18 protein-coding genes and 1 pseudogene are annotated in these 26,700 nt (G+C 72.8%); 12 read left to right on the top strand and 7 right to left on the bottom strand.

All coding sequences use genetic code 11. The annotated features are described in order from the left end of the window. Nucleotides 1-105 precede the first annotated feature (105 nt). A complete protein-coding gene (locus tag ACZ5WG_RS25000; protein WP_468726061.1) occupies nt 106-1,230 on the top strand; it encodes a GuaB3 family IMP dehydrogenase-related protein in 1,125 nt (374 codons plus the stop codon). Nucleotides 1,231-1,326: 96 nt separating this feature from the next. Here the strand turns inward: ACZ5WG_RS25000 and ACZ5WG_RS24995 are convergent, their stop codons facing one another. The 4 genes from ACZ5WG_RS24995 to ACZ5WG_RS24980 all read right to left on the bottom strand — a co-directional run bounded on the left by ACZ5WG_RS24995 (nt 1,327) and on the right by ACZ5WG_RS24980 (nt 6,023). After that, nucleotides 1,327-3,120, bottom strand: a complete 1,794-nt coding sequence (locus ACZ5WG_RS24995) for a M16 family metallopeptidase (protein WP_468726059.1) — start codon at nt 3,118-3,120, stop codon at nt 1,327-1,329. Between the two features lie 10 nt (nt 3,121-3,130). Next, a complete protein-coding gene (locus ACZ5WG_RS24990; protein WP_468726058.1) occupies nt 3,131-4,099 on the bottom strand; it encodes a hypothetical protein in 969 nt (322 codons plus the stop codon). Nucleotides 4,100-4,176: 77 nt separating this feature from the next. Then, on the bottom strand, nt 4,177-4,656 hold the full coding sequence (locus tag ACZ5WG_RS24985) for a hypothetical protein (RefSeq protein ID WP_468726056.1): 480 nt from the start codon (nt 4,654-4,656) through the stop codon (nt 4,177-4,179). 137 nt (nt 4,657-4,793) lie between these two features. Continuing rightward, entirely contained in the window at nt 4,794-6,023 is a 1,230-nt protein-coding gene (locus ACZ5WG_RS24980) for a nucleotide sugar dehydrogenase (protein WP_468726055.1), read from the bottom strand. A gap of 263 nt (nt 6,024-6,286) precedes the next feature. Between ACZ5WG_RS24980 and ACZ5WG_RS24975 the strand changes: the two genes are divergently transcribed. From ACZ5WG_RS24975 to ACZ5WG_RS24945, 7 genes are all read left to right on the top strand, one after another. Then, a complete protein-coding gene (locus ACZ5WG_RS24975) occupies nt 6,287-7,993 on the top strand; it encodes a glycerol-3-phosphate dehydrogenase/oxidase (protein ID WP_468726053.1) in 1,707 nt (568 codons plus the stop codon). A gap of 176 nt (nt 7,994-8,169) precedes the next feature. After that, nucleotides 8,170-10,761, top strand: a complete 2,592-nt coding sequence (locus ACZ5WG_RS24970; RefSeq protein WP_468726051.1) for a serine/threonine-protein kinase — start codon at nt 8,170-8,172, stop codon at nt 10,759-10,761. A gap of 111 nt (nt 10,762-10,872) precedes the next feature. Continuing rightward, nucleotides 10,873-13,815, top strand: coding sequence for a protein kinase family protein (locus ACZ5WG_RS24965; protein WP_468726049.1), 2,943 nt, complete (start codon nt 10,873-10,875; stop codon nt 13,813-13,815). Nucleotides 13,816-13,939: 124 nt separating this feature from the next. Next, the gene (locus ACZ5WG_RS24960; protein WP_468726048.1) at nt 13,940-15,595 is read left to right on the top strand and encodes a serine/threonine-protein kinase; all 1,656 of its coding nucleotides are present in this window, start codon (nt 13,940-13,942) and stop codon (nt 15,593-15,595) included. Between the two features lie 93 nt (nt 15,596-15,688). Next, the gene (locus ACZ5WG_RS24955; RefSeq protein ID WP_468726047.1) at nt 15,689-17,317 is read left to right on the top strand and encodes a succinic semialdehyde dehydrogenase; all 1,629 of its coding nucleotides are present in this window, start codon (nt 15,689-15,691) and stop codon (nt 17,315-17,317) included. A gap of 32 nt (nt 17,318-17,349) precedes the next feature. Then, nucleotides 17,350-19,143, top strand: coding sequence for a GMC oxidoreductase (locus ACZ5WG_RS24950; RefSeq protein ID WP_468726045.1), 1,794 nt, complete (start codon nt 17,350-17,352; stop codon nt 19,141-19,143). A 156-nt stretch (nt 19,144-19,299) separates the two neighbouring features. Further along, nucleotides 19,300-20,970, top strand: coding sequence for a peptidase (locus ACZ5WG_RS24945; RefSeq protein ID WP_468726044.1), 1,671 nt, complete (start codon nt 19,300-19,302; stop codon nt 20,968-20,970). A gap of 290 nt (nt 20,971-21,260) precedes the next feature. Here the strand turns inward: ACZ5WG_RS24945 and ACZ5WG_RS24940 are convergent. The 3 genes and pseudogenes from ACZ5WG_RS24940 to ACZ5WG_RS24930 form a co-directional block, all read right to left on the bottom strand. Continuing rightward, nucleotides 21,261-21,557 (bottom strand): annotated as a pseudogene (locus ACZ5WG_RS24940) (chorismate mutase); the annotation flags it as partial. 142 nt (nt 21,558-21,699) lie between these two features. Then, complete coding sequence (locus ACZ5WG_RS24935; RefSeq protein ID WP_468726043.1) at nt 21,700-21,984, bottom strand: DUF7848 domain-containing protein; 285 nt, start codon at nt 21,982-21,984, stop codon at nt 21,700-21,702. Then, nucleotides 21,978-22,172 carry a hypothetical protein gene (locus tag ACZ5WG_RS24930; protein ID WP_468726042.1) on the bottom strand — a complete coding sequence of 65 codons (195 nt, stop codon included), beginning with the start codon at nt 22,170-22,172 and terminating at the stop codon, nt 21,978-21,980. The genes ACZ5WG_RS24935 and ACZ5WG_RS24930 overlap by 7 nt, the downstream gene beginning before the upstream one ends. Before the next feature lie 174 nt (nt 22,173-22,346). On the opposite strand from ACZ5WG_RS24930, the gene ACZ5WG_RS24925 reads away from it, so the two are divergent. The 4 genes from ACZ5WG_RS24925 (at nt 22,347) to ACZ5WG_RS24910 (ending at nt 26,582) form a co-directional block, all read left to right on the top strand. Further along, a complete protein-coding gene (locus tag ACZ5WG_RS24925) occupies nt 22,347-23,093 on the top strand; it encodes a DUF6879 family protein (RefSeq protein WP_468726040.1) in 747 nt (248 codons plus the stop codon). A gap of 25 nt (nt 23,094-23,118) precedes the next feature. After that, nucleotides 23,119-23,961 (top strand): helix-turn-helix domain-containing protein, encoded by an 843-nt coding sequence (locus ACZ5WG_RS24920; protein WP_468726039.1) that lies wholly within the window; start codon nt 23,119-23,121, stop codon nt 23,959-23,961. 116 nt (nt 23,962-24,077) lie between these two features. Further along, on the top strand, nt 24,078-25,670 hold the full coding sequence (gene guaA, locus ACZ5WG_RS24915) for a glutamine-hydrolyzing GMP synthase (RefSeq protein ID WP_468726038.1): 1,593 nt from the start codon (nt 24,078-24,080) through the stop codon (nt 25,668-25,670). Nucleotides 25,671-25,796: 126 nt separating this feature from the next. After that, a complete protein-coding gene (locus tag ACZ5WG_RS24910) occupies nt 25,797-26,582 on the top strand; it encodes a class II aldolase/adducin family protein (protein ID WP_468726036.1) in 786 nt (261 codons plus the stop codon). Nucleotides 26,583-26,700: the final 118 nt, after the last annotated feature.

The raw sequence follows: 26,700 nt of genomic DNA, 5'->3' as shown, positions 1-26,700 counted from the left end.
GTGGTGGCGGGGCTGAACACGGCGTCCGTACAGCGGTCACCGGAACGCGGGGCGCCGGGGTTCGGGGATACTGGACGGGCAGACCCAGAGGAAAGGCCACCACACGTGACTGAGATCGAGATCGGGCGCGGCAAGCGCGGCCGCAGGGCGTACGCGTTCGACGACATCGCCATCGTCCCGAGCCGGCGGACGCGGGACCCGAAGGAGGTCTCGATCGCCTGGCAGATCGACGCCTACCGCTTCGAGCTCCCGTTCCTGGCCGCCCCCATGGACTCGGTCGTCTCCCCGCAGACCGCCATCCGCATCGGCGAGCTCGGCGGCCTCGGCGTGCTGAACCTCGAAGGCCTGTGGACCCGGTACGAGGACCCGCAGCCCCTGCTCGACGAGATCACGGAGCTGGACGAGGAGTCCGCCACCCGTCGTCTCCAGGAGATCTACTCCGCCCCGATCCAGGCGGACCTGATCCGGCAGCGCATCAAGGAGGTCCGCGACTCCGGTGTCGTCACCGCCGCCGCGCTCTCCCCGCAGCGCACCGCCGAGTTCTCCAAGGCCGTCGTCGAAGCCGGCGTGGACATCTTCGTGATCCGCGGCACCACCGTGTCGGCGGAGCACGTCTCCGGCGCCGCCGAGCCGCTGAACCTGAAGCAGTTCATCTACGAGCTCGACGTCCCGGTCATCGTCGGCGGCTGCGCCACGTACACCGCGGCCCTGCACCTGATGCGCACCGGCGCCGCGGGCGTCCTGGTCGGCTTCGGCGGCGGCGCCGCGCACACCACGCGCAACGTGCTCGGCATCCAGGTCCCGATGGCCACCGCCGTCGCGGACGTGGCCGCGGCCCGCCGCGACTACATGGACGAGTCGGGCGGCCGCTACGTGCACGTCATCGCCGACGGCGGCGTGGGCTGGTCCGGCGACATCCCGAAGGCCGTCGCCTGCGGCGCCGACGCCGTGATGATGGGCTCCCCGCTGGCCCGGGCCACCGACGCGCCCGGCAAGGGCCACCACTGGGGCATGGAGGCCGTCCACGAGGACGTGCCGCGCGGCAAGAAGGTCGACCTGGGCACGGTCGGCACCACCGAGGAGATCCTCACCGGCCCGTCGCACATCTCGGACGGCTCGATGAACATCTTCGGCGCGCTGCGCCGCTCGATGGCCACCACCGGCTACAGCGAACTCAAGGAGTTCCAGCGGGTCGAGGTCACGGTCGCTGACTCGCAGCACCGCCGCTGACCCGTACGCACCGAGGGCCGGCTCTCCGCAGGGAGAGCCGGCCCTCCGGCGTCAGGGGGTGCCCGGCCGTGAACCGCCGGACACCCCCTGAGCCGGTCAGTTCTTGCCCTTGAACCGGCGATCCAGACAGACGCCCCACGGGATCAGGAAGACGCCCGCGAGGATCAGCCACTTGAGCAGGTCCTGCGCGGTGTCCTGGGGTATGTGGTCGTGATCGTCGCCCAGGGCGAGGGCCAGCAGGAGCGCCGACCCGCCGATGAGCAGGCCGGGCACACCGAGCACCCACAGCAGCGCGGTGAACCAGACGGCGCGCACGGGGGGCGCGGCCGCCGGTCCGGGCCCGGCCGGCTGCGGGATCCGTGACGGGTGGCGGGGCGGCATCGCGACCACCACCGAGGGCGGGACGGCCGCGTCGATCACCGCCAGTTCGGCGGGGGTGATCCGGTCGTAGAGGGTCGGCTCGACGGTGACGGTGAAGCCGTCGTGGCCGACCAGGTGGCGGGCGCCGTCCGGGTAGACCTGCATCAGGGAGCATTCGGCATACCGGACGCTGACCCGCTGGCCCGGCGAGACCCGGCTGACGCCGTCTTCCGCCAGGCGCAGGAAGACGCCCCGGTCCGCCACCGCCGGGTGGCGCCGGCCGCTGACGATCTCCGGGGAATCGGTGGGCGCGGCCGCCAGGCCCGCCCAGTCCACGCCCCGGCCGGGCACCTGCATCAGGGCGTCGTCCCACACGGCGCGGGCGACCCGGTGGAGGTCGGCGACGGTGACCGCCTCGATCTCGGCCCTGGCCTCGGCGACGGTGAGGTTGCGGTGGCCCAGCAGCAGGTTCACGGCATGCCCGGGGAGCATGCAGCCGGCGAGCTCCGGCGTGTCGAACTGCGCCAGCGCGGATCCTCGTACGGAGTCCAGGTCGGCCTGTTCGATCCGGCCGGCCCGGAGCTTCGCGAAGACGTCGACGAAGGCGCCGACCACGGCGTCCTGCTTCTGCGGGAGGGTGTCGGCGTACGCGGTGACGGTCGCGGAGCCGGCGTCGCGCGGGGAGTAGTCGCCGATCGCGGTGTAGGAGTAGCCGCCCTTCTGGCGCAGCTCGCGGAACAGCTCCTTGCCCAGGACCTCGGCGAACAGGCCCGCTTCGGTGGAACGGGGCACGACGGCGGTCAGGACGACGCCGCGCTCGTCGCCCCGGAAGTAGGCGGGGGTGGCGGGCAGCGCGGAGGTGGCCGCCGGGGCCGGGTGCCACTCGCCGCTCGGGAGCGCGAGGTCGAGGCCTTCGGGGACGGTGTCGCCGGTGATCCACAGGACGGCGTTCTCGGCGGTGAACCGGGTCTGCGCCCACGCGCGGACGTCGTCCGCGGTCAGGCGGTACAGGCCCGTCTCGGCGTAGCCGGTGAGTCCGTACGAGCGGGAGCCGTAGCGCCACAGGGTGGCGGCGTGGGCCGGGCCGTGGCCCTTGCGTGCCGCCTCGGTGCGCAGGATCTCCTTCTCGGTCTCCAGCCGGTCCATCGGGAGGTCGCGCAGCGCCGCGCACACGCCGTTGAGGTACTCGACCACGTCGGCAGGAGAGCCGGTGACGTGGAAGTGGGTGTACGCGGCGGCGGTGGCGCCGTTGTAGTGCAGGTCGCCGAGGCCGTGCCGGTGCAGGGCGAGGTGCTCGACCAGATGGGTGATGCCGCTGGTGGCGAGGGTCTCGTCGGCGCGTCCGACGCGGAAGAGGAGCCCGGCGGTGAGGAGACCCGAGCGGGGGGCGAGGACGGTGCGGATGCCGTCCACGGTGGTGGTGGTGATGCCGTCCGCGCCGGTCGTGGCCTTGGTGTCGGCTTCTGGTTCGGCGTCGGCGTCGGCTTCGGCGTCGGCCTCGGTCACGGGTGCGGTGGTGTCTGTGTCCATGGTGTCCCCCTCAGCCCTTCGCCAGGGCGGTCTTGCGGTGGCGGGTGAACTCGGCCTCGTGGCCGGAGCCGCCGATGTAGCCCCACGGGAACTCGCTCGCGCGGTCGCCGAGGGCGCGGAAGTGCGGGGCCGCCTCGGCGTGCCGGCCGGCCGCGCAGTGCGCGGCGGCGAAGGCGCTGTGCGCGCCGACGAGCTGGTACGCCTCGGCGCGGGCCGCGGGGTGCAGGACCGAGTGCGCGGCGGCGTCGAGGAGGGCCTGCCGGGTCCCGGCGCCGCGCAGATACGTTTCTGCAGTCCGGTCGCCCGCCCGCTCCCGCAGCTCCAGGTACTGCTCCATCTGCGCGATCGCGACCAGGGCGCCGTTCGGGCTCCCGGGCGGCGCGGCCTTCGCGCACTCCTCGGCGAAGCCGTGCGCGGACTCCCAGGTTCCGCCCCACTTGGGGCAGATCTGCTGGAGCAGCTGCTGCTGGCCGGGGTAGTGGTGCGGGTGGTGCTCGGCGAGCCGGTCGTACCGGCGCCGGGTCTCGCCCGGGCCGAGTTCGAGGCCGCGCGAGGTGATGACGCGCAGGTACCAGGCGAGCGCGTACTGAGGGTGCTCGGCGCAGACGTCGATGAGCAGGACCTCCGCGCGCCGCAGGTGGGCGTGGAACTCGTCGAACTGCTGCCGTGTCACGTGCTGGGCGCGGTACCCGGAACGGATGGCCCAGCCGGCCTGGATCAGCCGGTCGGCGAGCAGGGACCGGGCCAGCGGGCCGTGCGGGTCGCGGTCCACGGCCTGCCGCAGGAACCCGTCGTGGTCGGGGATCTCTGCGACGACCCGGCAGGCGAGGGCTCGGTCGTCCTCGTCGGGGTGCGCCTCGAAGGCGGCGGACACGGCGTCCCAGTCGTGGCGCAGGACGGCGTCGCGCAGGGCGCCGAGGGCGGGGATGCGGTCGGCGGGTTCGAAGACGGGCCGGCCGGGCGGGGGGTGAGCGGACACGCGCGGATCATATGGCCGCCGGACGGGCCGTCAACAGGGATTTCTGCCGAACGTGCCTGCTCAGAAGCGCCCTTGGATCAGTCGTTGATCTTCCGGGCCGTGCCGAAGGCCACGAAGCCGCCGACGACGAGGAAGACGTAGTCCATCGCCTCCGCACCCTTCTGCCAGATGTCGCCCAGGCCGCTGACGCCCTCGTGGTCCAGGACGTCGCCGAGGCCGACGTTGCCGTAGTCGGCCAGTTGCAGCGCGATGTAGAACAGCTGGCCGAGGTAGACGGCGCCGAGCGAGAGGATCGCGCCGACCACGGGGAGCACGGGGTTCCTGCCGCCGAGCTTTCCGGCGGCGAAGCCGACCAGGATGCCGACGCCGACCGCCGCGTAGCCGATCTGGCGGTCGATCGCGTTCATGATCCCGCCGTACGCGGCGGCCGCGACCAGGGCGGCGACCACGGCAGCGGCGATGCCGAGGCCGATGTTGCCGGTCCGGGCGGGCTCGGCCGGGTACGGGACGGCCGGGGTCGCGGAGTCGGGCGCGGGCGGCTGGAATGGCTGGCTCATGAGAAATCCCCCCCAGGGATTCGGGCATACGCGTGGGCGTGTGCAGGAGGCACAGGGAGCCCAGGACGTATGTGCGAGATAAGTCGCCGCAGGCTAGCAGCCGGATCCGGCATCCGGAGAAGGGATTTGCGGCGTGGTCAGAGCCGGTGTGCCGCGCCCGCCGGGCTGGCGCCGCGGGTGTCCAGCAGCAACTGCGCCTTCACCGCCAGACCTTGGAGGTCGTACGTGCGGTGGTGCTGGAGCAGGATCGTCAGGTCGGCGTTCGCGGCCGCCTCGTACAGGGATTCGGCACGGGGGACGGGCTGGTCCCTGACGCGCCATCCGGCGATGTACGGGTCGTGGTAGCTGATCAGCGCGCCGAGGTCGAGGAGGCGGCTGGCGATCTCGCAGGCGGGCGAGCCCTCCTGGTCGCCCAGATCGGGCTTGTACGTGACGCCGAGCAGCAGGACCCGGGCCCCGCGGGCCGATTTCCCGTGCTCGTTCAGCAAGGTGGCGGAACGCTGGATGACGTACTGGGGCATCCGGCTGTTGATCTCCTGCGCCAGCCCGACCATGCGCAGGGGGTGGCCCGGGGTGCGGGTGGTGTGGGGCAGGTAGTTGGGGTCGAGGGGGACGCCGTGGCCGCCGACTCCCGGACCGGGCCGGAAGGCCTGGAATCCGTACGGCTTCGTCTCGGCGCAGCGGATGACGTCCCACAGGTCGACGCCGAGGTCGTGGCAGAGCACCGCCATCTCGTTCATGAGGGCGATGTTGACGTGCCGGTAGTTGGTCTCCAGGAGCTGCACGGTCTCGGCTTCGCGCAGACCGCGCGCGCGGACCACCTTCTCGGTGAGCCGGGCGTAGAAGGCGTGCGCGGACTCGGTGCAGGCGGGGGTGAGGCCGCCGATCACCTTGGGGGTGTTGGCGATGCCGTGGGTGCGGTTGCCCGGGTCGAGGCGGCTGGGGGAGTAGGCCAGGTGGAAGTCCCGGCCGGCGCGCAGTCCGGAGCCGGTCTCGAGGATCGGGCGCAGGTAGTCCTCGGTGACGCCCGGGTGGGCGGCGGATTCGAGGATGACGGTGGTGTGCGGGCGCAGCCGGGCGGCGAGCGTGCGGCCCGCCTCGCCGACGGCGGAGAGGTCGAGTGCGCGGTCGGCGCCGAGCTGGGTGGGGGCGCAGATGACGGCGGTGCGGACCCTGCCGAGTTCGGCGGGGTTGGTCGTGACCCGGAAGCCGGCGGCCGACATGCGGCGGACCTCGGCGGCGGTGAGGGTGGAGTCCGTGGCCGGACCGCTGTCGTAGCCGACCGTCTCGATTCCGGCGGCGACGGCCGCCTGGGCCAGCGGGAGGCCGAGGTGGCCGAGTCCGATGACGGCGAGATCTGCGGGCATGGGGTGCCGTCCCTTCCCTGGCATGCATGAGGGGGCTGGGTGCGCAAGCCCTGTGGACCGTGCGGGTCCAGGTGTGAAGCTGGCGCGATGTCAGACTAGGCGTATATATGACCGATCTGTCGTATTACGGGGTGATGGTCGCCGTTGTGTTGTCCACAGGCGGTGGCTGATGTGGGTGCGGCGGGTCAGAATCGAGGGCGGGGGATGTGAGCGGGATCACCCGCACCGAGCGGGGAAACACCCGCACCGAACGGGAGGCAGCCGTGAGGACAGCGACACTGGGGCCGGTCCAGCGCGAAGAGGCGCTCGCCCGGATGGCCGAGCGGGAACTGGACGTGCTGGTGGTGGGCGCGGGCGTGGTGGGCGCCGGCACCGCCCTCGACGCCGCGACCAGAGGCCTCTCGACGGGGCTGGTGGAGGCCCGGGACTGGGCGTCCGGCACCTCCAGCCGGTCGAGCAAGCTGATCCACGGCGGCCTGCGGTACCTGGAGATGCTGGACTTCGCCCTCGTACGGGAGGCCCTGAAGGAGCGCGGCCTGCTGCTGGAGCGGCTGGCCCCGCACCTGGTGAAGCCCGTGCCGTTCCTGTACCCGCTGCAGCACAAGGGCTGGGAGCGGTTCTACGCCGGCTCCGGCGTCGCGCTGTACGACGCGATGTCGGTGTCCAGCGGGCACGGGCGGGGGCTGCCGTTGCACCGGCACCTGTCGCGGGGGCGCGCGCTGCGGGTCGCTCCGGCGCTGCGCAAGGACGCGCTGGTGGGGGCCCTGCAGTACTACGACGCCCAGATGGACGATGCGCGGTACGTGGCGACGCTGGTCCGGACGGCCGCGGCGTACGGGGCGCAGTGCGCCAATCGGGCGAGGGTGGTCGGCTTCCTGCGCGAGGGGGAGCGGGTCGTCGGCGCGCGGGTGCAGGACGTGGAGGGCGGCGGGGAGTACGAGATCCGCACGCGGCAGGTGGTGAACGCGACGGGGGTGTGGACGGACGACACGCAGGCCCTGATCGGGGAGCGGGGGCAGTTCCACGTCCGGGCGTCGAAGGGCATCCACCTGGTCGTCCCGAAGGACCGGATCCACTCCTCGACGGGCCTGATCCTCCGGACGGAGAAGTCGGTCCTGTTCGTCATCCCGTGGGGGCGGAGCTGGATCGTGGGGACGACGGACACGGACTGGGACCTGGACAAGGCGCATCCGGCGGCGTCCAGCGCGGACATCGACTACCTGCTGGAGCACGTGAACTCGGTGCTGGCGGTGCCGCTGACGCGCGACGACGTGCAGGGGGTGTACGCGGGCCTGCGGCCGCTGCTGGCCGGGGAGTCGGACGCGACGAGCAAGCTCTCGCGCGAGCACACGGTGGCGCATCCCGTACCGGGGCTGGTGGTGGTCGCGGGCGGCAAGTACACGACGTACCGGGTCATGGCGAAGGACGCCGTGGACGAGGCGGTGCACGGGCTGGACCAGCGGGTCGCGGAGTGCGTGACGGAGGACGTGCCGCTGGTGGGGGCGGAGGGGTACCGGGCGCTGTGGAACGGGCGGGTCCGGATGGCGGCCCGGACGGGCCTTCATGTGGTGCGGGTGGAGCACCTGTTGAACCGGTACGGCTCGCTGACGGACGAACTGCTGGACCTGATCGCGGCGGACCCCGGGCTGGGCCGGCCGCTGGGCGGGGCGGACGACTACCTGCGGGCGGAGGTGGTGTACGCGGCCTCGCACGAGGGGGCGCGGCACCTGGACGACGTGCTGACGCGGCGGACGCGGATCTCGATCGAGACGTTCGACCGGGGGACGCGGTCGGCCAGGGAGTGCGCGGAACTGATGGCTCCGGTCCTGGGGTGGGACAAGCAGCAGATCGAGAAGGAAGTGGAACACTACGAGAAGCGGGTGCAGGCGGAACGGGAATCGCAGCGTCAGCCGGACGACCAGACGGCGGATGCGGCGCGGTTGGGGGCTCCCGACATCGTTCCGTTGTAACTCCGGGATGCGGAGGGGGGAACCGCGGACCCGGGGCGCCCGTCCGTTGCGGAGTGAGGAACAATGAGGGTTCTGCCGGGGCGGGTTACCGCACGGGTTCTCCCGGGGCGGGCCACCGGGGAGCCCGGAGGCTGCCGGAGCAGCCGGAGCAGGCGGCACGATCGCAGAGGGGACGCATGTCGAAGCCGGAGCACACCGAGTCGCCCGCCGAGTCGCCTGCGGCGAAGCAGGACCGGGCGAAGCCTGTGTCGGCGGAGCCAAAGTCGCCTACGGCGGACCAGGACGGCCACCCGACTCCTGCCACGCCGCCTGCGGCGAAGCCGGACCTGAGCAAGCCTGCGGCTGCCGCCGGGTCGGCGAACGCTGCGGCTGGTGCCGCCGGGGACGGGAAGCCGGCCCCGGGCGGGGCCGGTGGTGGCGCGTCCGAGGATGCGAAGCCTGCCCGCACGCCTGCGGCGAAGGCTGCTGCGGTGTCCGCCGAGTCGGCGGAGCCGAAGGACAAGGCACCTGCTGCGGCGAAGGCCGATCTGAGCAAGCCCGCGGCCGGCGCCGGGCCGGCGAAGGCTGCGGCGGGGGCCGGTGGTGGTGCGTCCGAGGGCGCCAAGCCTGCCGGCACGCCTGCGGCGAAGGCCGACCTGGGCAAGGCTGCCGCGCCGTCTGCCGCGCCGTCTGCCGGGGCGGCGAAGCCGGCGGGCGCGGTGGCGGAGTCCGAGGACAAGAAGCCTGCTGCGGCGAAGCCCGTTGCAGGGGGGAATCCCGTCGTCGAGAAGGCCGATGCCGTTGCGGCTGCCGTCAAGGCCGCTGCCGCCAAGGCCGCCGAGGGCGCGGGAGCCGAGGGGCGGCTGCTCGCACGCCGCTACCGGCTGCGTGAAGTGCTCGGCAAGGGCGGCATGGGCACCGTCTGGCGCGCCGAGGACGAGACCCTCGGCCGGACGGTCGCCGTCAAGGAACTCCGTTTCAGCACTGGCGTCGACGAGGACGAGAAGCGCCGCCTCATCACCCGCACCCTGCGCGAAGCCAAGGCCATTGCCCGGATCCGCAGCGGCGGCGCCGTCACCGTCTTCGACGTCGTGGACGAGGATGAGCGCCCGTGGATCGTCATGGAGCTCATCGAGGGCCCTTCGCTCGCCGAGTTCATCCGTGAACAGGGCCCGCTGACTCCGCACCGCGCCGCCGAGGTCGGCCTCGCCGTGCTCGACGTGCTCCGCGCCGCGCACGGCCAGGGCATCCTGCACCGGGACGTGAAGCCGTCCAACGTGCTCATCGCCCGCACCGGCCGTGTCGTCCTCACCGACTTCGGCATCGCCCAGGTCGAGGGGGACCCCTCCGTCACCTCCACCGGCATGCTCGTCGGCGCCCCCTCCTACATTTCCCCCGAGCGCGCCCGCGGCCAGAAGCCCGGCCCGCCGGCCGACATGTGGTCCCTCGGCGGACTGCTCTACGCCGCCGTCGAGGGCGTGCCCCCGTACGACAAGGGGTCCGCGCTCGCCACCCTCACCGCTGTGATGACCGAGCCGGTGGATCCGCCCAAGAACGCGGGTCCGCTGACCGAGGTCATCTACGGCCTGCTGGCCAAGGATCCGGCCCGCCGCCTCGACGAAGAGCGCGCCCGGGCGATGCTCACCGCCGTCATCAACGCGCCGGAGCCGGCCCCCGCCCCGGTCCTTGCCCCGGCCGTCGAGGAGACCCGGCAGATCTCGCTGGCCGACGCCAAGGAGGCCGCGGCCAAGGTCACCGCCGAAAGGGCTGCCGAGAAGGCCGCCGAGAAGGCGGAGAAGAAGGAGCGCGAGCGGCTCGAGCGCGAGCAGCGCGAACGGACCCGCGCTGCGCTGAAGGCGACCCGCAAGGCCGCAGCAGCAGCCGCAGCCGCAGCGGCGACGACGGCGGCCTCGGCTGCCGAGCCCCCGGTGACGGGCAAGCCGTCGCCGGTCGCGGCACCGCTCACCGACGTCATGTCCCGCCGCACCATCGCCTTCGCGATAGTGGGCGTGGTCGTCGTGCTCGCCGTCATCGGATCCCTGATCGCGTACGCGATCAGCGGTGACGACCCGTCCGACAAGAAGGAAGAGGGCAAGGGCGGTCCGGGTACGACGGCTTCCGGCACGCCGAACCCCAGCGCGTCCGCCAAGAACGGCGAGACCAACGCCACCGCAGGCAAGGGCGGCAGCGGCAGCACCGCCGGCACCGGCGCCGGCACCGGCGGCACCGCGCCGAGCCAGGGGCAGTCCCCTGGCGGGCAGCAGGGACAGAGTCAGGGCCAGGGGCAGAGCCAGGGCCAAGGCGCCTCGCCGGGCGGTCCCGGAGGCGCACTCCCCGAGGGATACGCCAAGGTGACGGACCCCGGGTTCCACTTCTCCATGGTGATGCCCTCGGGCTTCCACGTGACGGGCATAGCCGGCAAGAACTCCGGCGCGATATACAGCCGCGACGGCGGCTTCCCGCGCATCCAGGTCGACCACACCTCCAGCCCCGGCAACGACGCCCGCGCCGCATGGGCGGAGGCGGTCGCCGGAACGGCGAGCTCCAGCACGAACTACCGGACGATCCGGATCGACGCGACGGAGTACAACGGCTACCCGACCGTCGCCGACTGGGAGTTCGAGCGGGAGCAGAACGGCATCAAGGTCCGGGTGCTCAACCGCGGTTTCAAGGTGGACGGGAAGAACGGCTACGCCATCATGATCAGCTGCGCGGCGGACCAGTGGGACGGCGCGGAGTGCACGACGATGCGCAACACGGCGTTCCAGACCTTCCAGCCGCTCGGCTGAGCAGCCGCTCGCCACGAGCCTTCCCAGGCCCGGGACGCGGGCGCCCTGCGCGACGTATCGTGGCAGCGGGGCCATGGGACACGTGCGCCCCCAGCACTCGGGGGAGGCGAAGTGGAGGACTACGCCGGCCGGATCCTGGCCGACCGCTACCGTCTGCCGCTGCCGCCGTCGGACGAGTACGAGCTGGTCGAGACCCGCGCCTTCGACACGCGCAGCGGGCAGGAAGTCCTGGTACGGCAGGTGCCGTTGCCGGAGCTCGTGGATGCCGAGCTGCTGGACGGGGACGCGGCGGCCGGGGCCGGGGCGCGGGCCCCGATGGCGCCCGGGCGCCGGGCGGCGGGGGATCTGCCGGCCGTGCGCAGGGCCATCGCCGCTGCGCAGGCGGCCGCGTCCGTGCCGGACCATCCGCGGCTGGACCAGGTCTTCGACGTGTTCGCCGAGGGCGGTTCGCTGTGGATAGTGAGCGAGTTGGTGCCGGCGCGTCCGCTGGCCGCGCTCATCGCCGATGAACCGCTGAGCCCGTACCGGGCGGCGGAGGTCGCTGCGGACGTGCTGACTGCGCTGCGGGTGCTGCACGCGCACGGCTGGACGCACCGGAACATCACCGTCCGGACCGTGTTGATATGCGAGGACGGGAGGGTCGTGCTGACGGGGCTGGCGGCGGGTGCCGCCGAGGACGCCCTGTGCGGCTACGACCCGGTCCCGCCGAACCCCGGCGGGTCCGACGCATGGGCCCCGCCCGCCGCGACGCCGGCCCCTGCCCCGGCCCGGGGCTGGGGCACGCCCCCGGCGGCCTCCCCGAACCCCGGCGCCGGACCCGGCCGGAACTCCGCCGCCCAGGCCCGGAGTGCACCGCCCCCGGCATCACCGGAGCCGGGTACGGATGCCTTAGCCGCCGGTCCGGGCCGGGCCGCGGCGCCGGACCCCGACGGGGAGCAGGGCTGGGGGACACCGCCCGGTACGGGGGCGAACTCCGCGGGCGTCCGGCCCGGTGCGGGGCTCGCCGTACGGGGCGGCCGAGGCGGGGAAGGGGACGAGCCGGCGGGCGGCGGGCGGGATGCCGGTCCGGGCGCCGGCGGTTACGCGCCCCTCGTGGCGCCCGGGTACGACACCGGACCGCGGTACTCCGACCACATCACCCCCGGGGCTGCCGAGGAGCGGCCCGACCTCAAGGCGGCCGCCCGCGCCGGGGCCATCGCCGCGTACCGGGCGGGGGCACAGGCCGCCGCCGCGCGGGTCACCGAGCAGCGCAAGGGCGGATCCGAGCTCGCGCCGGAGCCGAGGCCGCAGGGGTCGAACCTCCCGCAGGGGTACTCGTACCCGTACGGCGGCCCGGAGACCGGTACGAGCGCGCCGTGGCACGGGGCCACCCCGCGTCGGCAGGCCGCCCTTCCGTCCGCCGAGCAGCCGGAGCCCGAGCCGCAGTCCGAACCGGCGCCGGCCCGTCCCCCGCTGCCCGCGCAACTCGCCCTGCCCCAGGGCTACCACCAGGCCGACCCCCCGCCCCCGGCCGCCCATCCCCACCCGGGCCGGCCGCAGGGCGCCGAGGGCCCGGACATGGCCTCGTACTTGCCCCCGGGCGAGCCCGGCCCCGTTCGGCAGAACGGGTCCGAGGGCCCGGACACGGGCTCGTACGTACTCCCCGGCGAGCCGGCCGCCCTGCTCCCGCCCGGCCGGTCTCGCCGGCAACAGGACGAGGTTGCGGATGCGGGCTTGAACCCGTACCCCGCCCAGTCCGCCCAGCCGGCCGGTGGCCCGTTCCCGCCCGGCCCGCCCGGCCCGGCCGGGCCGCAGGGGACCGGGGGTTCGGATGCCGCGGCCGCGCACCCGCTCCCCGGCCGGCCCAGCCCGCCCGGCCACGGCGGGGGTTGGGGTGGCGGCGGGATTCGGAGCGGGCTGGATGCCGAGCGGGCCCGGCAGACGCGGATGGCCGTCGTCGGGGCCGTCACCGAGCGGTGGGCCCCCGAGCAGGCCGGGCCCGTCACGGGGCCCTGGCAGCTGGCCGCCCCCGTCGGGCCCGCCACCGACCTCTGGGCGCTCGGCGCGCTGCTGTACCGCGCCGTCCAGGGCCACGCCCCGTACCCCGAGGACAGCGTCACCGAGCTCGTCGAGATGGTCTGCGCCGAATCCCCGGCCTTCGCCGAGGAATGCGGCCCGCTGCGCCCGGTCGTGGAGTCGCTGCTGCGCCAGGACCCCACCGAGCGCCCCGACTTCGAGGAGCTCCGCGGCTGGCTGCGCTCGCTCGTACGGTCCGCCCCCGAACCGGACGGCGGCCTCGGCGCGCTCCCGGTGCCGGAGCCGGATCCCGCGCGGCTGCCCGTCGTACGCCGGCGTGGCGAACTGCACGGCAGGCACCGCAATCCCGCACCCTCGCGGGGGCCGCGCTCCCTCGGACGGATCCTGCTCATCGGCATCCTCGCCCTGCTCGCCGGGGCGGTGGCCTACGCCATGCTCTTCCTGCCCCGGGAGGCAGACCGGCAGGACGCCGCCGCCAAGACCCCCGTGTCGTCCTCGGGCTCCCCCACCCCGCCCACCTCCGCTTCGCCCTCGCCGAAGCAGAGCCAGACGCCCCAGACCCCCCAGACCGGGGCCCCCGCCCCCGCCCCGCCCGGCTACACCACCCAGCAGGACCCCGAGCACTTCGAGATCGCCGTCCCGGGCGGCTGGGAGCGGCGCGGCATGAACGAGGCCGGGCAGGTCCGCTACACCGACGGGGAGTACGTCCTGACGGTCGTCCCCGGCCGCGACAAGGTCGACGGCAATCCGGACCCGGCGACGTACCAGAAGGACAAGGAGCCGGAGCTGGCCCCGTACCGGTCCTCCACCTGGGCCAGCGGCGGCGACGTCAAGACCACGAAGGTCGGCAACCAGCTCCGCGTCACCGGCCGGTACACGTGGATCGACGGCAACGGCCGCAGCGTCGTTGCCCGGAATTTCGTCGTGGCACTCGGCGGCAGTTACCACGTCGTCATGGTCACCGGTCCGCAGGACGGGGAGGGCAAGGTCACCGAGGTCTTCGAAAAGGCCACGGGGAGTTACAAATCGGGGGGCTGAAGCCGACTGACGGTGACTCAGTACGGCGATTGCGTCACAGTGCTGCCGGAACCGAGCCTTCACGGTTCCGGCAGCCCCGAGGGCTCCGTAATCTGGCCCGAAGTGCACAGAGTGGCGGGGTTTCGTGGAACAGCAGACAGGTGCGGGTGCGGTGCTCGCTGGCCGGTACCGGCTCGTGGAGCCCATCGGCAGCGGCGGCATGGGCAAGGTGTGGCGCGCGCATGACGAGCTGCTGCACAGGACCGTCGCCGTCAAGGAACTGACGGCGGGTCTGTACGTCGCCCAGGCCGACCGGGAGGTCCTGCACGCCCGGACGCAGAAAGAGGCCCGGGCCGCGGCCCGGATCCAGCACCCGGCGGTCGTCGTCGTCCACGACGTGCTGGAGCACGACGACCGGCCGTGGATCGTCATGGAGTACATCGACGGCCCCTCCCTCGCGGAAGCGGCCAAGGCGGCCGGCCGGATCGAGCCCACCGAGGCGGCCCGGATCGGGCTGCACGTACTGGGTGCGCTGCGCGCCGCGCACGCGGTCGGCGTCCTGCACCGGGACGTGAAGCCCGGCAACGTGCTGCTCGCCAAGGACGGGCGGGTCCTGCTCACGGACTTCGGGATCGCCGCGATCGAGGGCGACTCCTCCATCACGCGGACCGGCGAGATTGTCGGCTCCATCGACTACCTGGCCCCGGAGCGGGTCACCGGCGGCACCCCCGGTACGGCCTCCGACCTGTGGTCGCTGGGCGCGACCCTCTACACGGCAGTCGAGGCCCGTTCGCCCTTCCGCCGCACCTCGCCCATCTCCAGCCTGCAGGCCGTGGTCAACGACGAGCCGCCGGCGCTGCGGCAGTCGGGGGCCCTGGGACCGGTCATCACCGCCCTGCTGCGCAAGGATCCGGCCGAGCGGCCCTCGGCCCAGGAGACCGAGCGGATGCTGATCGAGGCGATGGAGGGCCGGGAGCCGAAGGCGGCGCACGCGTACGTGCCCACCCGCGCGGTGACTCCGGAGGAACTCACCGACGCCCAGGAGCCCGACAGCGGCACCGGCACCGGCAGCGCGACCGAGCCCGTCCCGCCCACCGGCCCGGCGCCCGATCAGGGGCGCACGGCGGCCCTGCCCGAACAGGACGGGCCCGCGCCCGCAGCGGGGAGCCAGGCCACGGGCCGGATCAAGCGGGCCGCGGCCGTCGCCCTCGTGGCGGCACTGGTCGGCGGCGGTGCCGTGTTCGGCGTGCTGAAGTTCACCGACGACACGGATGGGGGCGGCGGCTCCGACAAGAACGCGAGCGCCCCCGACCAGCAGGGTGACGACGAGGACGCCGGCCCTCCGGCGGGCTACAAGGAGGTCACCGACCCCATCGCCGGCTTCACCCTGTTCGTCCCGGAAGGCTGGAAGCGCCAGGCGAACGGCGATCAGATCGACTACACGCCGGACGACGGAAAGCACTTCATCCGGATCGCCTCCGATTCCACCCCGGACTACCAGGACCCGTACGCGCACCTGCTCGACCTGGAGAAGCAGGTGGCGAAGCGGACCGACTACAAGAAGGTGCGGCTGAACCAGAACACGTTCCGGGACAGCACCCGGGCCGCGCTCTGGGACTTCAGCTGGACGGAGAAGCAGAACCACCCCGGTCCGCGCAGGGCCAAGGAGCAGATGTACGTCGCCCCGGACGGGACGGAGTACGCCATCTACATGTCGAGCCCGGTCGCCGACTGGGCCACGACCGAGCAGCAGTTCGACATCGTGCTCAGCGGCTGGGAACCGCCTGCCAAGAAGCCCTGATCCCGTCACCCTGCCAGCGATCACTGGCGGAAATGGCAAAATCCGGTTACCGGCGGGTACCCAAAGGCTGTCCGGCGCAATACGCTCACCGGCATGACGGACTCGCAGGCCCCGGCCCCCCTCCGCACCGCACCGGCACCCACCAATCCGGTCGCCCCGGCCCCGGCCGGTGCCCGCACCGCCGCCGACGTGGTGACCCCCGACCTGGTCGCCCGGCTCACCCGCGGAGTGATCGGCTCCGGCCGGACCGCCAACCACACCCCGTTCACCGGGGCCAAGCTGGCGGACCTGCCCGAGGCCACCCCCGAGGACGTGGCCGAGGCCTTCGACCGGGCCCGCGCGGCCCAGAGCGCCTGGGCCGCGGCCCCCGTACGCAAGCGGGCCGCCGTACTGCTGCGCTTCCACGACCTGGTCCTGGCCCGCCAGGCCGAGGTGCTCGACCTCATCCAGCTGGAGACCGGCAAGGCGCGCCTGCACGCCCACGAGGAGGTGCAGGCCGTCGCCGTCGCCGCCCGGCACTACGGCCGCAAGGCCCCCGCGTACCTGCGCCCCAAGGGCCACACGGGCGCCATGCCCACCCTCACCAAGGTCACCGAGCTGCGCCAGCCGCGCGGGGTCGTCGGCCAGATCGCCCCCTGGAACTACCCCCTCGAGCTGTCCGTCGGCGACGCGCTGCCCGCGTTCGTCTCCGGCAACGCCGTCGTCATGAAGCCCGACACCGAGACCGCGCTCACCGCCCTGTGGGCCCGTGACCTGCTGATCGAGGCCGGACTGCCCGCCGAGGTCTTCCAGATCGTCCTCGGTGACGGACCCGTCGTCGGCCCCGAGGTGGTCCGCCACGCCGACTACGTCTCCTTCACCGGCTCCACCCGCACCGGCCGCGAGGTCGCCCAGGGCGCGGCCGCCCGCCTCGTCGGGGTCTCGCTCGAGCTCGGCGGAAAGAACGCCATGCTCGTGCTGCACGACGCCGACATCGAGAAGGCCGCCGCGGGCGCCGTCCGCGCCTGCTTCTCCTCCGCCGGCCAGCTCTGCATCTCCATCGAGCGGCTGTACGTCCACGCCTCGATCGCCGACGCGTTCGTCGAGCGCTTCGCCGCCCGTACGAAGGCCATGCGGCTCGGCGCCTCCCTCGCGTACGGCGCGGACATGGGCTCGCTGGTCGGCGAGCGCCAGCTGGAGACCGTGCAGCGGCACGTGGACGAGGCCGTCGCCAAGGGCGCCACCCTCGTCGCGGGCGGCACCGCCCGCCCCGACATCGGGCCGCTCTTCTACGAGCCCACCATCCTCGACGGCGTCGAGGCGCCGATGGCGGTCTGCGGCGAGGAAACGTTCGGCCCTGTCGTGTCCGTCTACCGGTTCACCGACGAGGACGAGGCGATCGCGCAGGCCAACTCCACCGCGTACGGGCTCAACTCCAGCGTCTGGACCAAGGACGCCCGCCGCGGCCACGCCGTCGCCGCCCGCCTGCGCACCGGCACCGTCAACATCAACGAGGGCTACGCCCCCGCCTACGGCAGCGCCCAGGCGCCCATGGGCGGCATGAAGGACTCCGGCCTCGGCCGCCGCCACGGCTCCGAGGGCATCCTCAAGTACACCGAGGCCCAGACTGTCGCCCACCAGCGGCTGCTCCCGATGGCGCCCTCGCTGGGCATGGACGACGAGAAGTACGCGGCGTTCATGACCCGCAGCCTCAAGGTCATGAAGGCTCTCCGTCTGCGCTAGGCACGCCAGGACCCAACCGGGAGGCACAAGCAGTGTCGTACGACCACGATTACGACTACGACGTCATCGTCATCGGATCGGGCTTCGGAGGGTCGGTCTCGGCGCTGCGACTGACCGAGAAGGGGTACCGGGTCGGCGTCCTGGAGGCGGGGCGCCGGTTCAGCCGCGAGAGCCTGCCCCGCAACAGCTGGGACCTGCGCAACTACCTGTGGGCCCCGGCCCTCGGGCTGTACGGGATCCAGCGGATCCACCTGCTCGGCAACGTGATGGTGCTCGCCGGCGCCGGGGTGGGCGGCGGCTCGCTCAACTACGCCAACACCCTGTACGTGCCGCCCGCCGCCTTCTTCGAGGACCGGCAGTGGGCGTCCATCACCGACTGGCGCGAGGAACTCGCCCCGTACTACGACCAGGCCAAGCGGATGCTCGGCGTACGCCTCAACCCGACGCTGACCCCCTCCGACGTCCACCTGAAGGCCGCCGCCGAGAAGATGGGCGTCGGGGACTCCTTCCACATGGCGCCGGTGGGCGTCTTCTTCGGCGACGGCGCGGACGCCGATGGCGGCTCCGGGGCCCGCCCCGGCCAGGAGGTCCCCGACCCGTACTTCGGGGGCGCCGGCCCGGCCCGCAAGGCCTGCACCGAATGCGGCGAGTGCATGACCGGCTGCCGGCACGGCGCGAAGAACACCCTGAACGAGAACTACCTGCACCTCGCCGAGCGCGCCGGCGCCGTCATCCACCCGATGACCACCGTCACCGCGCTCGCCGAGCACCCCGACGGCGGCTACCGCATCCGCGCCGTCCCCACCGACGCGCGCCGCCGGGGCATCGCCAAGGAGCTGCGCGCACGGTACGTGGTCGTCGCGGCGGGCACGTACGGCACCCAGACCCTGCTGCACACCATGAAGGACAACGGGCTGCTCCCGCGGATCTCGGACCGGCTCGGCGAGCTGACGCGGACCAACTCGGAGGGCCTGGTCGGAGCGCAGACCGACGACCGCCGCTACCGCCGACGCCGCGGCGCGGGCCCCGGCAAGGAGCAGCGCGCCGACTTCACCCGGGGCGTGGCGATCACCTCGTCCGTGCACCCCGACGCCGACACCCACATCGAGCCCGTCCGCTACGGCAAGGGCTCCAACGCCATGGGGTTCATGACCGTCCTCCAGGTGCCGTTCGGCAAGCACCGGGTCCGGGCCTGGTTCGCCCGGACCGCGAAGCACCCGGTGCAGCTGGCGCGCTCGCTGTCCAACCGGCGCTGGTCGGAGCGGACGATCATCGGACTGGTCATGCAGTCGCTGGACAACTCGCTCACGACGTACCGCAAGCCCGGCGGCCTCGGGAAGGGCCTGCTCACCGCCCGCCAGGGGCACGGCGCGCCGAACCCGGTGCAGATCAAGGAGGCCACCGAGGCGGCCACCCTGCTGGCCGAGGAGATCAACGGCTTCCCGGGCAGCAACATCGGCGAGCTGATGGGCACCCCGCTGACGGCGCACTTCCTCGGCGGGTGCCCGATCGGCGCCTCGGCCGAGGAGGGCGTGGTGGACCCGTACCACCGGCTGTACGGGCACCCGGGCATCTCGGTGGTGGACGGCTCGGCGGTCTCCGCGAACCTCGGGGTGAACCCGTCGCTGACGATCACGGCGCAGGCGGAGCGGGCGATGTCGTACTGGCCGAACAAGGGCGAGCAGGATCCGCGGCCGGAGCAGGGCGGGGCCTACACCCGGCTGGCGGCGGTGGAACCGGCCCGTCCGGCTGTCCCGAAGGAGGCGTTCGGCGCGTTGCGGCTGCCTTTGCTGCTGCCGGTGCCGGAGGTCCCGAAGAAGGCGTGACACGTGTAGCGGCGGCAGGGTCTGCGCTCCCCCTCCGAGCGCAGAACCCGCCGCCGCGTACATAAGTGACAGGTGATCAGTCCGGATGGTTGCATGTGATGCCCGTCACGCCGCGAAGTGTGCAACTGTGACCCGCCCTCAGGGGTCTCGGTCTTCATGGACAAGCGCATCTCCCTTTTGGCAGCTACGGGGTTGGCGACGCTGAGCCTCGGCGTGGCCGCCCCCGCGCTCGCCGCGGAACCCGCCTTCCCGCTCGGTGGCCCCTCCGCCCAGGTGCTCCAGCCGTACCCGGACTCGGGCGCCCCGAAGGAGCGGAGCCTTCGCTACAACCTGAGCTATGTGGGCCCCGGGAACAGCTTCCCGGGCGAGTTCACCATCAGCGTCGACCTGAGCAAGGTCGCCGGGGTGGCGTCGGTCCGGCTCGACCCGGCCAAGCCCAACCCGAACTGCACCGTGAGCGCCACCGCGATCGTCTGCAAGCAGCAGGGCCTGTCCGTCGGGAACCCGGGCGGCAACACGTTCGACCTGCTCGTCTCGGCCGCGCAGGGCAGCAAGAACGGTGTGAGCGGTGAGATCGCCGTCACCGGCAAGGTGGCGGGCGCGAGCGTCACGCCCGTCACCACCAAGCTGACCGTCGGCGGCCCCGACCTGCACCTGGGGGAGCTGAAGCTCAAGGCCGACGTGACGGCGGGCGAGCAGCAGGACCTGCCGCTCGCCTTCGCGAACCGGGGCACGCTGCCCGCCAAGTCGGTGGCGCTGGAGCTGGACGGCTCGGCCGGCCTGGAGCCGGCGGAGACGTACGACAACTGCCGGCGGCAGGACCACGGCGGCATGGGCGCCACCACGGTGTGCCTCGTCGAGGGCGAGTTCCTGCCGGGCGAGTCCTACCAGCTCGCCCCCGACTCCCCGCTGCACCTCAAGACGACCGAGCGGGCCTACCAGGACCGGCTGAGGTACGGGGTCGTCCCCGACCCGGCGCCGAGCAAGGACGCGCCCGAGGGCAAGCCGCCCACCGGCAAGAAGCTGAAGCTGGTCAAGGCATCGGCCGCGGTGCCGGTCACGGAGTCCAACCTGGCCGAGCGGGACGCCCAGCGGGCCCGGGACACCGACCTGAACCCGCGCGACAACGAGCGCGCGTTCGAGTTCACCGCCAAGGGCGCCCGGGCCGACTTCGAGGCGGTCACCGCCTCGCCCTCCGGCAAGGTGGGCGACACGGTCGTGGCCGAGCTCGGCTTCCGCAACAAGGGCCCGGCCGTGATCAGCCATCTGCGCTCGGGCCAGAGCGTGGCCCGTGCCGACATCGTGATGCCGGCCGGCGTGCAGGTCACGGACGTGCCCCGGAACTGCCGCGCGGTCAACGCCGACGGCAGCGACCGCGCGGAGCAGCTGGGCGCGCCGCGCTACTTCTGTGACGGCGGGCAGTTCGCGGACGTTCCCGGTACGTACGCCAGCCGGTTCGCGATGAAGATCGAGAAGGCGGTGGCGAACGCCAAGGGCTCGGTCACCGTCGGCGAGCCCGTCGCGGGCGGCACCAAGCCGCTCGCCTTCGACCCGGTCGCGGGCAACGCCCAGGCCGCGTTCGTGGTCGAGGTCAAGGGCGGTACGAGCCCGAGCCCGAGCACCTCGGCCTCCGCCTCGCCGTCGCCGTCCGCGTCCGCCTCGGCGTCGGCCACGCCGTCCTCCACCACCGCTGCCGGCGCCACGGGCGGCAACCTGGCCTCGACCGGCAGCTCGGTCGGCCCGGTCGCGCTGGGCGCGCTGGCCGCCGTGGTCGTCGGCGGTGCGCTGTACGTGGGGGTGCGCCGCCGGTCCGGCGGGCACGCGTAGGCGCAGGAACGGAGAACGGCCGGCCCGGGGCGTCCCCTGGGCCGGCCGTCCTTTTCCGGGGTGACCGGGCTGCTGTCCCCTGCCGTCCGGTCACGCGAAGGAGCGAGGTCCCACGGCGCACGTCCCCGACGGGCCGTACGTCTCATCGCTCCGGCGGTGCCACGCGTGGTGCTCGGTCCCGCGCCTGGCTGACGCGGCCATCCACACCAACGAAGCCCGTCGGGGCCGGTCACGGTCCGGACGAGTGACGAACAGGCGTAAGAGGCGCGGGCGCACGGGGCGGGGCGGCGTCAGACGCGGCCGCGGCACAGCTCCAGCAGGGTCATGGCGAGCGCGGTCCCGGGCTTGCCGAGGGCGTCGCGCCAGTGCTCGAGCACCTCCATCTCGCGCGAGAGGTTCACCCGGCGGCCGCCCGAGGAGATCCGGGCCTCCTGGATGACGGTCGAGACGGCCATCCGCTCCTGGATCAGGCCGATGATCCGGTCGTCGATGGCGTCGATGCGCTGGCGGGACTCGGCGATCAGCTGCGCGTGGGTGGTGGTCACGGTCATGTTCTTACTCCTGTGGGTAGTTCCGGCAGGAGCGGAAACGCCAGAGCGCCCCGGTCCTGTCGGACCGGGGCGCTCTGGGAAGTCAGCGGCTCAAGCGAGCATCACGAGGACCCATGGCGACCGGACCGGCCGGTGCCATAGGTAAAGAGGAAGCTCAGCTGCTTGCGCATGGAGTGGATTATGGCCGCCCACCCCCTCCCGGGCCAACCCGGCCCGGATCGTGAGACGGCCCGTCCGCGCGCGTGACGCGCGCATGGTCGGTGAACACCCGGCGGAACAGCTCGTGCCCGGTCCGCCCCGTGTGCCGCAGGGCCCAGTCCTGGGCGGCCTCCTGCGCGTCCTGCGGCCCGGACTCGGCCCCGCAGCGGTACGCCGAGCAGAACACCTCGTAGGTGACCCCGCCCTCGGGCGCGTGCCGGATGGTGTGCGCCGCGTACCGGAACACGGCCCGCCGGCTCAGCACCGGCTGCGCCCGCGGTGCGCGACGATCTCGACGTTGCAGTCCGACACCGCCGAGCGGTCCCCCCGCCGGTACGCATCCGACCGCTGCCCGGCCAGCGCCGCGCACACATCGCAGCCGGGGGCCGGTCTCGGGGCCTCGGCGGGCAGGGAGAGGTGGACGGGCGGGCTCATGGTGGTCTGCGATGCCATGAACTGGACGCTAGGGCTGGCTTGTTGGGTGGTGCCATCCGATGTTCTCGACTGTTCTCGCACACCGGTCAGGTGTTCTCGCATGTTCTCGGATGGTCTCGGGTAGGGGCTATCGCGGCGATCGCAGTCCCCTGAATGCTGGGGCGACCAGTTTCCGGCGGAAAGGGTGTGACCATGGCGCGTCGACTGCGCTTCAACGGCACGGGATCGGTTGGTGGCGGTTGCCCGGCCGTGCACGAAGACCTGGACAGCGGAGAGGTCATCGTTCACGGAACCCCGCTCAGCGACCCGGAGGACATCGCGCAGCTCCAGCACCTGGGCGAGGGGGAAATCCCGATCGTGGTCCCACGAGAGCTGCTGGTCGACTTCGGCCCCAAGGAAGTCACGCGCGTGCCGCGCATCCTCGATCTGGACGAGTTCGGGCGGCTCTTCGAAACCTTCGAGCACACCGCCTGGCGGCTGGAGACGCGGCGCCGTTTCGCCTCCGACGAAGCTGCCGAGACCTACGCCCAGTTCGTAGCGGGCCTGCCCGTCGAGTGGGACTACGACGACGAGTGGTCCCGCACCATCCGGTCGCAGAGTTCCCAGGGGAAGCGGGTCGAGCGCGTGCGGCTCGTCGACGACCCGCCGACGCCCGGGCAGCTGTACCTGCTCGACAACGCCAAGCGCAACTGCGCGGTGGGGGAGGACATCCGCAACCTCTCGCGTGCGGAGGCGAACCGCCTGCGCCTGCCGGCTGAGGACTTCTGGATCTTCGACTCCCGATTCGCCGTTCTGCTCAACTTCGACGATGACGACAACCTGCTCGACGTCGAGCTGATCACCGAGCCGGCGGAGGTCAACCGCTACGCCCAGATCCGGGACGTTGCCTGGCACTACGCGGTGCGGTACGAGGAGTTCGCCGCGGGCCTGACCGAATGAGCAGACCGCGAAGTAGCGTGTGCCGGTGAGCACAGACTTCCAGGCGGCGCGAGCCGCCCTCGGTGCCAGGCTCCGGGACCTGCGGGTCTCGGCGCCTGGCGGCAAGCTCACCGGGACACAGCTCGCGGACCGGCTCGGCTGGGCGCACTCCAAGGTCTACAAGCTGGAGAACGGCCGCCAGACCGCGAGCGCGGAAGACCTGCGGGCGTGGGCCGAGGCGACCGGTCAACCCGGTGCCGCCGACGAACTGCACGCACGTCTCGGCGGGCTCGAATCCCACATCCGCTCCTGGCGCCGACAACTTGCTTCGGGCCACCGCGCGGTGCAGGACGCGATCACCGCCGAACATGCCCGAACCAGCATCTTGCGGATCTGGGAGAACTGCGTCGTCGCAGGCATGCTCCAGACAGCCGACTATGCCCGCGCGGTCTTCACCCGGCACGCCGAACTCATGCAGTCGCCTCGGGACACCGAGGACGCCGTGCGTGCACGGGTCCGCCGTCAGGAAGCGCTGTACGACTCCGACAAGCGGCACCAGATCATGATGTGGGAAGGGGCGCTGCACGCCCGGGTCTGCCCGCCGTCGGTCCTGGCGGCGCAGCTCGACCGGCTGCTGAGCATCATCGGCCTTGACACGGTCGAGCTGGGTGTCATCCCCTTCACCGCGCCGTTGAAGATCCACGCCGGGAACGGGTTCTGGATTTACGACGAGCGGCTGGTGATCGTTGAGGACTGGCATGCCGAGCTCTGGATCGACGACGCGGGCGGCGTCGCGACGTACCTCCGGGTCTGGAACACCCTGCGCGAGTCCGCCGTGTACGGCGCCGAGGCTCAGCGCGTGATCAGCGAGGCGCGGCGGGCGCTGTGATCGGGGTGTCGCGGGGTGTCACGGTGACGTGCGCCTCGGATGGTGCGACAAAGTGGCGGCCGGCGCCACCGGTAGAATCGACAAAACAGCCACCTCTTCCGCCGGAAGGCCGCCCCGTGCCAGAAGCACCCTCCGCCGCCCACGACAGCGCCCCGGACACGGTTCTCGTCGTCGACTTCGGCGCCCAGTACGCCCAGCTCATCGCCCGCCGCGTCCGCGAGGCTCGGGTCTACAGCGAGATCGTGCCCAGCACGATGCCCGTGGCCGAGATGCTGGCCAAGAACCCCAAGGCGATCATCCTCTCCGGCGGCCCGTCCTCCGTGTACGAGGAGGGCGCCCCGCGTCTGGACGAGGCCCGCGCCCTCTTCGAGTCCGGGGTCCCGGTCTTCGGCATGTGCTACGGCTTCCAGCTGATGGCGACCACCCTCGGCGGCACCGTCGACAACACCGGCGCCCGCGAGTACGGCCGTACGCCGCTCGCGGTCTCCAAGGCCGGCTCGACCCTCTTCGAGGGCACCCCCGTGAACCAGTCGGTGTGGATGTCGCACGGCGACGCCTGCTCCGCCGCCCCCGAGGGCTTCACCGTCACCGCGTCGACGAACGTCGTCCCGGTCGCGGCCTTCGAGAACGACGAGAAGAAGCTGTACGGCGTGCAGTACCACCCCGAGGTGATGCACTCCACGCACGGCCAGCTGGTGCTGGAGCACTTCCTCTACCGCGGCGCCGGCCTCGAGCCCACCTGGACCACCGGCAACATCGTCGAGGAGCAGATCGCGGCCATCCGCGAGCAGGTCGGCGACAAGCGCGCCATCTGCGGCCTCTCCGGCGGCGTGGACTCCGCGGTCGCCGCGGCCCTCGTCCAGAAGGCCATCGGCTCCCAGCTGACCTGCGTGTACGTCGACCACGGTCTGATGCGCAAGGGCGAGACCGAGCAGGTCGAGAAGGACTTCGTCGCCGCGACCGGCGTGCAGCTGAAGGTCGTCGACGCGCAGGAGCGCTTCCTGACCGCGCTCGCCGGAGTCTCCGACCCGGAGACCAAGCGCAAGATCATCGGCCGCGAGTTCATCCGCGTCTTCGAGCAGGCCCAGCTGGAGATCCTCCAGGAGGACGGCCCGGCGGTGGCCTTCCTGGTCCAGGGCACCCTGTACCCGGACGTCGTCGAGTCCGGCGGCGGCACCGGCACCGCGAACATCAAGTCGCACCACAACGTGGGCGGCCTGCCCGACGACATCGAGTTCGAGCTCGTCGAGCCGCTGCGCCAGCTGTTCAAGGACGAGGTCCGGATGGTCGGCCAGGAGCTCGGCCTGCCCGACGAGATCGTCCAGCGCCAGCCCTTCCCGGGCCCCGGCCTCGGCATCCGCATCGTCGGCGAGGTCACCAAGGACCGCCTGGACCTGCTCCGCGAGGCCGACGCCATCGCCCGCCACGAGCTGACCGCGGCCGGCCTGGACCGCGAGATCTGGCAGTGCCCGGTCGTCCTGCTCGCGGACGTCCGCAGCGTCGGCGTCCAGGGCGACGGCCGTACCTACGGCCACCCGATCGTGCTGCGCCCCGTCTCGTCCGAGGACGCCATGACCGCGGACTGGACGCGCATGCCGTACGAGGTGCTCGCGCGGATCTCCACCCGCATCACCAACGAGGTGCCGGACGTGAACCGCGTGGTCCTCGACTGCACGAGCAAGCCCCCGGGCACCATCGAGTGGGAGTAGTCCCCGCTCGACGCCCGTGACGAAGCCGCCGTTCCCCCCGGGGAGCGGCGGCTTCGCCGTTGGTATGGCCTGTTGCGGGAGCCGCCGGTACCTTGCGCCGCGAGCCGAGCCGTCGAAGGAGCGCCCATGGCCCAGCAGCCCCCACCCGCACCCCCACCCGCACCCGCACCCGTGCCCGTGCCCGTGGACCGGCTGCGGTTCTCGATGCCGCCCGTGCACACCGGGGCGGCCGAGGAGCGCGCGTACCGCAAGGAGCGGCTGGCCGGGGCGCTGCGGCTGTTCGGGCGGCTCGGGTACGAGGACGGGGTCGCCGGCCATGCCAGCGCGCGGGACCCGGAGTTCGAGGACTGCTACTGGGTGAACCCGTTCGGGCGGGCCCTGGCCGCACTCACCGCCGACGACCTGCTCCTCGTCGACGGGGACGGGCGCGTGCGCCGGGGGGACCGGCGGGTCAACGAGCTGGCCTTCGCGGTGCACGCGGCCGTGCACCGGGCCCGCCCCGAGGCGGTCGCCGTGGTGCACACGCACGCCCCGTACGGCAGGGCGCTGGCCGCGCTCGGGGAGCTGCTCGCCCCGATCAGCGAGGAGGCCTGCGCCTTCTACGAGGACCACGCACTCCTGGACGGGTTCGCGGGTCCGCAGGACTCGGGGAGGATCGCCCGCGCCCTGGGCCCGTACAAGGCGCTGGTCCTGCGCAACCGCGGGCTGCTGACGGTCGGGGACTCGGTGGACGCGGCGGCCTGGTGGTTCGTCGCGGCGGAGCGCGCGGCGCAGGTGCAGCTGATCGCGCGGGCCGCCGGGAAGCCGGTGCCGATCGACCACCGCAGCGCGCTCGCGGCGCGGGAGCGGTTCGGCACGGATCTCGCCGCCTGGGTCAGCTACCAGCCCCTCTGGCAGACCGTCGCCCCGTGACGCCGGGACTGGGCCGGGCGGGTGACGTCAACATCATGAACGGTTAATCACCTGCTCTGACATCGTGCGCAATCCGGAGCACTGCCGCAGTGGTGCACAATTCGCTGGCATTGCACCG

The sequence above is a fragment of the Streptomyces sp. NPDC032745 genome, from assembly GCF_055579465.1.
Note: the sequence above shows the minus strand (reverse complement) of the source record. Positions and strands in the feature narration are given on the sequence as shown.